Raw genomic sequence first — 9,150 nt, forward strand, 5'->3', positions numbered from 1 at the left:
CGTGTGCCAGGCGTGTTCTCCACCAACCACGCCGTCCAGCATGCGGCGCAGGACCTTGGTCTCAGCGCCGGCCTCGTCGCAGACCTGGAGGCCTGGGACGCCGACACCTACGACGGAAGCTACCCGCCGGACTCGGCCTTCCCACCCCCGAAGCCGAGACGACCTGGATCGAGCGCGGTAAGGAACTCGCCGCCCGCGTCAAACAGGAGTTCCCGTTGGTCGCCAGCGTGGACTATCAGGCCGACGGCCACTATCAGGACGGCACCTACGTCCTCTGATCCGCTTCACACCACGAACGGACATGATGACCCAGATGACGATCACAGTGTCCATGCTCGCAGGCTACGGCGAGGGACCGCTCTTCTTCGACATGGACGACACGATGCGGTGCAACCACACCGTCGCTGAAGCAGCCTCTTACCTCGGTCTCAGCAAGGCCACCGCCACCGACCTGGAGGACTGGGATCAGGAGTACCAGCGCACGCTGGATCACACCTATCCGCCCGATTCCCGCTTTCCCAGCCCCGAAGCGAAACGTGCCTGGATCGAGCGCGGCAAGGAACTGGCCGCCCGGATCAAGCAGGATTCCTCGATCGTGGCCAGCGTCGACTACCAGGCCAACGGCTGCTACGAGAACGGCACCTGCGTCTTCTGAACGCCGGCACGTGCGGGCTCGGACGCGAGGAGGAACCGGCTGAGACCGACAGGTCAGGGTCGCCGGGCGCACGACACGCCACCACTCGGCAGCGGGCCGGCACACTCGCCGCCGCGCACGCCCACCTACATACCGCCGTCCGCACTCCCGCAGGAGCCCGCCGATGACTGCCGTCCCGACCTCCGGCTTCTCCGCCTTCGGGCTGGAGCCCTTCCCCGAGCTCCAACCCGGTGACGACCTGGCGGGCACCATCAGCGACGTGCTTACCCGCACCGGAACCGAACTGCGCGACGGGGACATCGTCGTCGTCGCCAGCAAGGTGGTGTCCATCGCGGAGAAGCGCTACGCCGACCTGGCCGGCATCACTCCCAGCCCCGAGGCCCTGGGCATCTCCTCCCGGACCGGCAAGCCCCCCGAGATCGTGCAATTGATCCTGGACAACTCAACACAGCACTTCCTGGCCACGGAACGCGGCCCGATCATCGCCCGGCACACCCTGGGCTACGAGCTCACCTCCGCCGGGATCGACCGCGTCGGCACCGAGGGCGCGTGGCTGTTGCCTGTGGACCCGGACGCCTCCGCCCGCGCCCTGCGCGATGCCCTGACCACCTACACCGGTGCGGTCATCGCCGTGGTGGTCGCGGACTCGGACGGCCGCGCCGACCGGCGCGGCGCTACCGTCATCTCCATCGGAGCGGCTGGCGTAGGCCCCCTGCGGACGACCGAGCACGGCGGAAAGCGGCAGGAGGAGACCTTCACCGACCTGATCGCCGCGGCGGCCGGGCTCATCCTCGGGCAGCGCGGCCGGGGCGCTCCGGTCGCCGTCCTGCGCGGCGTGTCCTACGTGCCGAGTGACGAGGGCGTGGCGGCGATGCTGCACCACCGGCCGTGACGTTGCTGATCACCGGGGCCTGCGGGACCATCGGCAGCCACGTGGCCGCCGACCTCGCCGCCCAGGGGATACCCCTGCGTCTGCTGGACCGGCGGCTCCCGGACGCCGGTCCGCCAGAGGGTGCCGAGTTCATCCAGGCCGACCTGCGTGAGCAGTCCGTGGTGGAGCAGGCTGCCTCCGGGTGCTCTGCAGTCATCCACCTCGCGGGTGTCACTCAGGAGGGGCCGTTCGCCGAGATGGTCGAGCACAACATCACCGGCACCCACCACGTGCTGGAAGCGGCCCGCCGACAGCGGGTGCTGCGGGTGGTGCTGGCCAGCAGCCACCACGTTACCGGCCTGAGCCCCGTCGGCTGTTCGGCGCTGCTGGCGCCAGACAGCTTCTACGCCGTCAGCAAGGTCACCACCGAGGCCCTGGGCCACCTCTACGCCCACAAGACCGACATACAGGTCGTCGCCGTTCGTATCGGCAGCTACCGCTCCCAGCCCACCGAGCCCCGCCACCGGGCGACCTGGCTCAGCTCTCGGGACGCCACCGCCCTGCTGTACTCCGCCGCCACCCGGCCCCTGAACTCCCCGTTCCTTACCGTGTACGGCTCCTCGCGTAACACGGAGTCCTGGTGGCCGCGCACTGGCTGGGACGTCCTCGGCTACCAGCCCGCCGACAACGCCGCCCAGCATCCCGAAACCGGGCCGCTTACCGACCGCTTCATGGGCGGCGCCTTCGCCGAGCACGACCTCCCAACGTGAGGGAACCGAAGCAGCTCGCTGTCCATGGCTCCCCGATCGGACAGACCCTCTCCCCTGCACCGCGCCGCTTACATCGCGCTGGGGCTGGACTGGAGCTACCGCGCCATCGACTGCATGTCCGAGGGGCTCGTAGCCTTCCTCGTCGGTCTGGACGATGACTGGGCGGGGTTGTCGCCGACCATGCCGCTCAAACGCGCCGCCATCCTCATGCTCGACGAGGTCTCGGTCATCGTGGCTGCCAGCAGCACCGCGAACACCGTCAGGAGGAAGCGGCTAAGACCGACCCGCAAGGATCAACCGGACCGCCTGCGCACCAGAAAACCTCCCCGGCAAAGGACAGCGTGTTCGAGGAGAGTCCTGGTGCGCGACGGCCCCGGCGGTCTGATCAGCTGATCTCTCGTCAGCCGAACTGGCCGATCGTGTAGTCGCCTGCGGGCTGCTGAACGATCACGTTCAGCCGGTTCACGGCGTTCATGAAGGCGATCAGCGACACCAGTGCGGCGAGTTGATCCTCGTCGAAGTACTTGGCGGCGTTCGCCCAGACGTCGTCCGAGACACCACCGGCCGCGTCGGCGATGCGGGTGGCCTCCTCGGAGAGTGCCAGGGCGGCGCGCTCGGCGTCGGTGAACACCGTCGCCTCCCGCCAGACCGCGATCAGGTGGAGGCGCTGCGCGGTCTCCCCTGCGTGCGCGGCCTCTTTGGTGTGCATGTCGGTGCAGAAGCCACAGCCGTTGATCTGGCTGACGCGGATCTTCACCAATTCCTGCGTCTCGGCGGATAACGTCGAATCCGCGACCGCCTTGCCTGCCCCGACGATGTGCCGCAGCGCCTTGGCCGAGACCGGGTTGTCGAAGAGGTTCAAGCGAGCACTCATGGTGCACTCCCTGTGGTTGTCCGTGGTGACACCTCTCTGACCGGACAGCCCGCCGAGATATGACAGCGGAGGAAGGTGACGTGCGCCTCATCCGGCGCGCTTCGACGTGGGCTGGCCGCGACGGCAAGCAGGACGCACTCAGCTCGCTCGGTCAATACGACATGCACGATCAGGAAGCTTCCGGTTGTGCGCCCAGGTCGCGTCGGCCTGACCTGCGTATCAACGCAGCCGGCCATCCTTGATCGCGAGGACTAAGGCTCCGAACGCCGGCGAGCTCACGGAAAGCATCCCGCCCGCTCGGTTCTTGGTGTCGCGGATGCCGACGAAGCTCGACGCACGCCCGACCTCGACACAGTTCTGTGCCCCGTTGCTCCGTAACGGCTTACGCCATTGGATGCATGGGATCTCCGAGGCACGCAAGGTGCACCACTCCTAGCCAAGTCGAGCGATCTGTTGATTGATCATCGCGAGCGAGTCCCGCTCGCTCAGTGCCGCGACGCGCAACCGATCGAAGACCAGGCTATATGCCTGCGTATGGCGTGGTCGAGGAAGGTAGTCGGCGCTCGTCAGGCTCTCGATGTAGGCGAAGGTAGCTCGAGCGTCCGCAATGTGCAGCAGCGTGAAGGCGATGTTGAGTCCAGGATGCTCACCCGCACTCTGCGGCATGATCTGCACAGTGACGTGGTCTAGCCGGGCAAGATCACGGATGTGCTCCAGCTGGCCGCGCAGGACCACTGCGCCACCGACCGGGCGCTGGATAGCTTCCTCGCCGAGGATGGCCCAGACGAGCGGCGCCGTCGGCTCAGTCAGACGAAGCGCCCGGCGCGTTCGGCTCTCAGCCATCTCGTCCACGTCGACCGAAGGCACCACGACCGAGGCTGACAGCACCGCGCGTGCGTAATCCTTGGTCTGAAACAGCCCGGGCACGGAGTCACCGAACCACATCTTGATCTCGGTCGCGCTGGCCTCCAAAGCAACGTACTTCTTAGCCCAGTCGGTCACCCGGGCGGCCGGGACCTTTCGACGTGCTTCCTTCGCAAGGAGCCGTACTCGATCTGCCGTCGCTTCAGAGGCGTCGTACAGAGCCAGAAGCTTGGAGACATCGCCTTCGGTGAGCTTCGCATCGCCATGTTCGATCTTGCTGATCTTCGTGTTGTACCAGCGAAGGCTGGTAGCGGCCTCCTCCGGAGTGATCCGCGACGCCTCCCGAAGCTCACGCAGCTCCGCGCCAAGCACCAGTCGTTGGATCACGGGTCCTGGGTCATCCGTTGCCATCCCGCCAGTCTCCCTCCTTCACTCGATCGACTGATGCACCAGGTCCATCTGTTTCTCAACTAGGATTCCTAGTGTAATTTCGGCTACACGGAAGGAGAGCTGCCGCGTCGGTCGTCCGGAGCGGGATTTCACAGCCGCAGCAGGACCTTCTCCACCTGCCGCCCACAGATCCGGGCGGTGGGAATCCGGGTTCCAGCACAGTCGGATTCATGACGTGGGCGCACCCCAAGTTCCGACGATGAAGTCCCTGGGGCACGAGAGATCGACGCCCGGATTCCGCCTGTCGCGAAGCACGCAGCCAACTCAGAAGGAGACGAACGGTGAGGCTCGTTGAAGATCAATTCTTCTTCATGCTGACTGCGGCAGGCACCTCCCTGATGATCTTCGGCGGTCTCGACCTGGCGTGGCGCTGGTGGCGAGCCCGGCACCCACCACGCCGTCCGCCGTCTACAAAGGACTGGCGGCGGATTCGCGCCGCCGAACGACGTTCCCAAGCCCGACGGCCCTGGGCCGCGCAGGCAGACTCTCGTTCCTCCGCGCGGCTGGTGATCGCCCGTGTTCACGCGGAGACGGCAGCAGCGGCGGTCGCCGTGTCGCCGCGTCTGGTGTCGAGTGACGCATTCCCCGCGTTGCCGCTGCCCTGCGCACCGACGCGGTTCGCCGAGGCGGCACCTCGCCGTCCCGCCACCCCGACGCGCTCCGGAACAGCCGGCAGCCGCCACACCGCCGACCGCGTGGCCGTACCCGCGCCGGCCGACGGGTGGGTTCGGGTGCTCTCGGGGAGCCTGCGGTGAGGCGGGCCGTGATCTGGGCGATCACCGAGACACTCGTCTTCCTGCTGCCTCGTCGGCGAAGCGGCAGGCCGTGCACGGGTCGGCCGCCTGCCGCCCTGCCCACGGGCGGGAACTCGGCCCTCCGCGTTCGCGTGTCCCCGTTCTGGCGGGTTCCCACGGCGCGGTCGTCGCGAATCCGGCCGTATGTACGGCATCGGACCTGGGGACGTGCCCGATGAACGACACGCGCCGGGGCCGAAGCCGGCCGTCGACACCGTCCACGGCACCGACCGCCGAAGCCGCTGTGCCCGCCGCCCCCGCCGCCGTGCAGAAGCCCGTGGCAGCTACGACAGGCGCGCCGGAGACCGCGCAGCCCGGCATCCGGTGGATGGGTCGGTTCCGCCGAATAGAGCATCGCCGCGACCCCGTCTACCAGGACACGGCCGTGTCGGTGTGTGGCTGCGTCATCACCGTCGCCGCCGAGAACCTGCGTCTGCTGCGCTGCCGTGAGTGCTTCCCGCCGGGGGTCGCCCCATGATCGCCTCGGCCTGGTTCGTGCGCTCGGTGCGCATGGGTGACACCCACCTCGGCGACGCCGACTGGGACGGGCGCAGGCAGGTCCGGCCTGCCTGCGAGCCGTCCGCCCGGTTCACGCCGCTCAATCACCTGCCGTTGCACGACCTCTACTACGACGACCAGTCCTGCGCGGACTGTCTCGCCACACTCCACCGGCCCGCCCACACCCGGCGGCCGACCCTGACGGTGGCGCGATGAACGACGACGACCAGCCGTGGTTCACCCAGGACACCCGCCCGCAGGCCGGTCTCTGTCTGGAACGACATCTGATCGTCGGGCACCGGCCGGCAGACGGACGCCCGGTCGTGGCGCTGTGCGGACGGATGATGCTCGTGGGACCGCCACCGGAGGTCGACGTCGACGAGGTGGCATTCCAGGCGGTCCGGCCCTGCTGGCACTGCCACGACGTCATGACCGGCCACCGTCCCCCACCAACGGCGCCCACCGAGCCGACGCCCCTTCTGCTCGTCGAAGTGCCCGCCGCAGCGGACGGGGCACTGGTGGCGCACCTCTGCCAGGACTCCTCGGCGGAGGCGAACCTGCTTCGCACGCGGTGCGGTCGGCGGGCGCAGTCCTTGCTGGACAGACAGCGCCTCGGCGCGCTGTTCTGCGGTGCGTGTCTGGGTGCGTCGTCGCCGTCGGTCGGCCTCCCGCCCCCTCTTCCGTCTCCGATCGCACTCCCCGGAGACGGGCGGCCCGGCCTTCCTCCCACGCGCACCCCCGCGTAGGTCGGGCCGACGGGCGGCGCGGGACGTCCTGCGGCCCGCGCCGTCCTGCTCGGCGAACTCGTACGTCATCATCGCGAAAGGACTGTTCATGAGTGGTGTGTTCACGATCGGTACGTTCAATTATGAGAACGGTGGGTTGCGGGAGGATGGTCGTATCGAGCTTGGTCCGTTGATCGAGACGATTGCTCGATGTCCGGTGGATGTGTTGATGCTCGGGGAGTGTCCGCAGTATCGCCGTGACGGGGAGCGGCCGCTGTGGGAGGCGACCAACCGACTGTCCGAACTCCTCGGCGGCTCGGCCCGCTATCTGCCGTTCTATTCTCAGCGCGTCGGACGGAAGAACCATCCGATGCTGTTGGTGAGTTCGGATGTCGTGGAGCCCGTGCAGTGGCACGACCCGATGGTCGCCGACACCGGTTACTCGGTGGCCGGATTCCTCCGTGCTCGGGTGCTCGGCGTGCCGATGTGGCTGTCGTCGATCCACTGGCCCGGCGGCGCCGGCCGGGCCGAGTTCGACCGGCAGGCCGCGATCTTGACCGAGCGGTCGGTGAAGCCCACGATCATCGCCGGGGACTTCAACGCCACCAGCTCGTGGGAGAAGGACATCCGCCCCACCGACTGGGGCGCCGCGCATCTCGAGCGCGGATCGTGGTGGAAGCCCCTCCAGAAGGGCCGCTACGACACCACGTCCGGGCGGTGGGTCGTCGACACCGCCCAGCTTGACTACCTGCGCCACGACCTGCAGTTCCGGGACTTCGGCGAGCTGGCCGACGATCCGACACCCACGACTCACGAGCAGAACTGTTCGATGCGCATCGACCGGATCATGGCCTCCACGGCCGTCCCCGGCACGCTGGTAGCAGGCTCGTATCGGGTGCATCGTCCCTCTGATGCCGAGGCCGTCTCCGACCACGACTACGTCACCGCCGCCTGGGACCTCGCCCCCGCCCGCACCGTCGAGCGGCGGCAGCTCGGCAGCGCCGACGCGAGCCGGCCGGCAGGCACGCGAACCAGCTGACGACCACGCCGCCGACCAGGCGAGCCGCGATTCGAGGCCCGCGACCTGGCCCCGGCGCGGTCTCCCGATGGAGTGCGCAGGCGCGGCCGGTTGGCGGGCGGAGCAGTCAGGGAGTCAAGCAATAGTGAGAGGCCGTCACTGACCTGAGAAGAGTTGCATCGGCACGCCTGCCTAACAACCAGTAACTTTCCTGATAGCTTCCCACCAGGCGTGATGAGCCGGGAGCGCGGCGGGAGCGTCGATCAGCCGACTAGGAGAAGGCGGGCCATGGCCGACACCGAGGCAACGACCCCCCGTCTGCGCTACCGCGCTCAGGTACGCGAGGAGATCAAGGACCACGCGCGGCAGCAGATCGCCGCTGCGGGCACCTCCGCGCTCTCCCTCAACGCGATCGCCAAGCAGATGGGCCTGAGCGGCCCCGCGCTCTACCGGTACTACGCAGGCCGCGACGAGCTGATCACCGAACTCATCCGAGACGCCTACCGCAGCCTCGCCGACGCCGTCCACCAGACCGCCGCCACCCAGGGCGCCGACCCGAGGGCCCTCGCCCACGCCCTGCGACGCTGGGCGTTGGCCGACCCCCACCGATACCTGCTGATCTACGGCACCCCGATTCCGGGCTACCACGCCCCCGCCGACACCACCGCCATCTCGGGCAAGATCATGACCGTCCTGCTCGACGCCTACGTCACGCTGCCGAGGCGACCCCCGACACCGTTGGCCATCCACCTCCACGACCATCGGCACTGGGCGGCAGGCCACTCCGCGTCACCCGAGGTGCTCCACCGGGCCCTGACCTTCTGGACCCGACTCCACGGCGTCCTCTCCCTGGAACTCGCAGGCCACTTCACCGCTATGGGTTTCGACCCCGCACAGCTCTTCGCCGCCGAGGTCGACGACCTCGTCCGACGATGAGCCACAGGCCCCCCGGAGCAGGCTGCACCAGTCGAGGACGGAACCCGTCGTCGGCCGACGGGACCACATCACGAGGGCTCGCAGAACGGGATGATGCTCTCCGCCTGGGACTGCCAGGGCTGCTCTCCGGCATCGGCAGGCAGCGTGTTCTTGATCCGCCGGGGGCGACTGAGAATGCTTCGTCCACATCGGACGACGTCGTTGCGCGTACCTGGATCAGACCCGACATCAGACGGACTGCCGACGCTGGACATGGGCATACTGGCCGGGTGACCACGAATGCCGAAGCGAGTCTCCGCGAGGTCCGCGACCTGCTCATGACCTTCAAGACCCCGGCCTGCATCCATCGCGTCAGCGAACTGGACGGCGCCGCCGACAGGGTCATCGCCTGCGCCGTGGAGCTGCTCGACCCCGAGGCGGAGCAGCTCCAACGGCGTCTCGCATCCGCAGTCCGGGCGATCCAGGCGGCGGAGAAGGCGGCGGAGGCCCATCGGCGCAATCCGTTGACCCGGCCGATCTCCCAGGCACGCTTCGCCATGCAGACGGGTTCGGCGACGGGCGCCATCCAGATCGTCCTGGAGGAACTGAACCCGGCGGAAACGGCCGCCCGGGATCAGTTCCGGAATCGGTAGCCGACGGCGGCGGGCCGATCGCGGCACACTCGCCGGAAGCGAGCACCGGCTTCCACCGGCACA

14 protein-coding genes are annotated in these 9,150 nt (G+C 68.3%); 11 read left to right on the top strand and 3 right to left on the bottom strand.

Going from position 1 to position 9,150, the window contains the following annotated elements:
- Positions 1–313 precede the first annotated feature (313 nt).
- The 4 genes from UA75_RS23140 to UA75_RS23155 all read left to right on the top strand — a co-directional run bounded on the left by UA75_RS23140 (position 314) and on the right by UA75_RS23155 (position 2,689).
- Entirely contained in the window at positions 314–655 is a 342-nt protein-coding gene (locus UA75_RS23140) for a hypothetical protein (protein ID WP_157434381.1), read from the top strand.
- Between the two features lie 163 nt (positions 656–818).
- Positions 819–1,547 (top strand): coenzyme F420-0:L-glutamate ligase, encoded by a 729-nt coding sequence (locus tag UA75_RS23145; protein ID WP_075742057.1) that lies wholly within the window; start codon positions 819–821, stop codon positions 1,545–1,547.
- Entirely contained in the window at positions 1,544–2,296 is a 753-nt protein-coding gene (locus UA75_RS23150) for an NAD-dependent epimerase/dehydratase family protein (RefSeq protein WP_075742058.1), read from the top strand. The genes UA75_RS23145 and UA75_RS23150 overlap by 4 nt, the downstream gene beginning before the upstream one ends.
- Positions 2,297–2,320: 24 nt before the next feature.
- Positions 2,321–2,689, top strand: coding sequence for a hypothetical protein (locus tag UA75_RS23155; protein ID WP_075742059.1), 369 nt, complete (start codon positions 2,321–2,323; stop codon positions 2,687–2,689).
- A gap of 7 nt (positions 2,690–2,696) precedes the next feature.
- Here the strand turns inward: UA75_RS23155 and UA75_RS23160 are convergent, their stop codons facing one another.
- The 3 genes from UA75_RS23160 to UA75_RS23170 all read right to left on the bottom strand — a co-directional run bounded on the left by UA75_RS23160 (position 2,697) and on the right by UA75_RS23170 (position 4,421).
- Positions 2,697–3,170 (bottom strand): carboxymuconolactone decarboxylase family protein, encoded by a 474-nt coding sequence (locus UA75_RS23160; RefSeq protein ID WP_075742060.1) that lies wholly within the window; start codon positions 3,168–3,170, stop codon positions 2,697–2,699.
- A 219-nt stretch (positions 3,171–3,389) separates the two neighbouring features.
- The gene (locus UA75_RS23165; protein WP_075742061.1) at positions 3,390–3,590 is read right to left on the bottom strand and encodes a DUF397 domain-containing protein; all 201 of its coding nucleotides are present in this window, start codon (positions 3,588–3,590) and stop codon (positions 3,390–3,392) included.
- A 12-nt stretch (positions 3,591–3,602) separates the two neighbouring features.
- A complete protein-coding gene (locus tag UA75_RS23170; protein ID WP_198044197.1) occupies positions 3,603–4,421 on the bottom strand; it encodes a helix-turn-helix domain-containing protein in 819 nt (272 codons plus the stop codon).
- 344 nt (positions 4,422–4,765) lie between these two features.
- Between UA75_RS23170 and UA75_RS33350 the strand changes: the two genes are divergently transcribed.
- The 7 genes from UA75_RS33350 to UA75_RS23200 all read left to right on the top strand — a co-directional run bounded on the left by UA75_RS33350 (position 4,766) and on the right by UA75_RS23200 (position 9,087).
- Entirely contained in the window at positions 4,766–5,239 is a 474-nt protein-coding gene (locus UA75_RS33350) for a hypothetical protein (protein ID WP_157434382.1), read from the top strand.
- A 316-nt stretch (positions 5,240–5,555) separates the two neighbouring features.
- Entirely contained in the window at positions 5,556–5,756 is a 201-nt protein-coding gene (locus UA75_RS23175) for a hypothetical protein (RefSeq protein ID WP_157434383.1), read from the top strand.
- A complete protein-coding gene (locus UA75_RS23180) occupies positions 5,753–5,992 on the top strand; it encodes a hypothetical protein (RefSeq protein WP_075742064.1) in 240 nt (79 codons plus the stop codon). The genes UA75_RS23175 and UA75_RS23180 overlap by 4 nt, the downstream gene beginning before the upstream one ends.
- Positions 5,989–6,522 (top strand): hypothetical protein, encoded by a 534-nt coding sequence (locus tag UA75_RS23185; RefSeq protein WP_075742065.1) that lies wholly within the window; start codon positions 5,989–5,991, stop codon positions 6,520–6,522. Before UA75_RS23180 ends, UA75_RS23185 begins: the two co-directional genes overlap by 4 nt.
- Before the next feature lie 88 nt (positions 6,523–6,610).
- Positions 6,611–7,540 (top strand): endonuclease/exonuclease/phosphatase family protein, encoded by a 930-nt coding sequence (locus tag UA75_RS23190; protein WP_157434384.1) that lies wholly within the window; start codon positions 6,611–6,613, stop codon positions 7,538–7,540.
- A 267-nt stretch (positions 7,541–7,807) separates the two neighbouring features.
- The gene (locus UA75_RS23195) at positions 7,808–8,455 is read left to right on the top strand and encodes a TetR/AcrR family transcriptional regulator (protein WP_075742067.1); all 648 of its coding nucleotides are present in this window, start codon (positions 7,808–7,810) and stop codon (positions 8,453–8,455) included.
- Between the two features lie 269 nt (positions 8,456–8,724).
- A complete protein-coding gene (locus tag UA75_RS23200) occupies positions 8,725–9,087 on the top strand; it encodes a hypothetical protein (protein ID WP_075742068.1) in 363 nt (120 codons plus the stop codon).
- Positions 9,088–9,150 lie beyond the last annotated feature (63 nt).

The organism is Actinoalloteichus sp. GBA129-24, from assembly GCF_001941645.1.
In the GTDB taxonomy this organism is placed as follows: Bacteria; Actinomycetota; Actinomycetes; order Mycobacteriales; family Pseudonocardiaceae; genus Actinoalloteichus_A; species Actinoalloteichus_A fjordicus.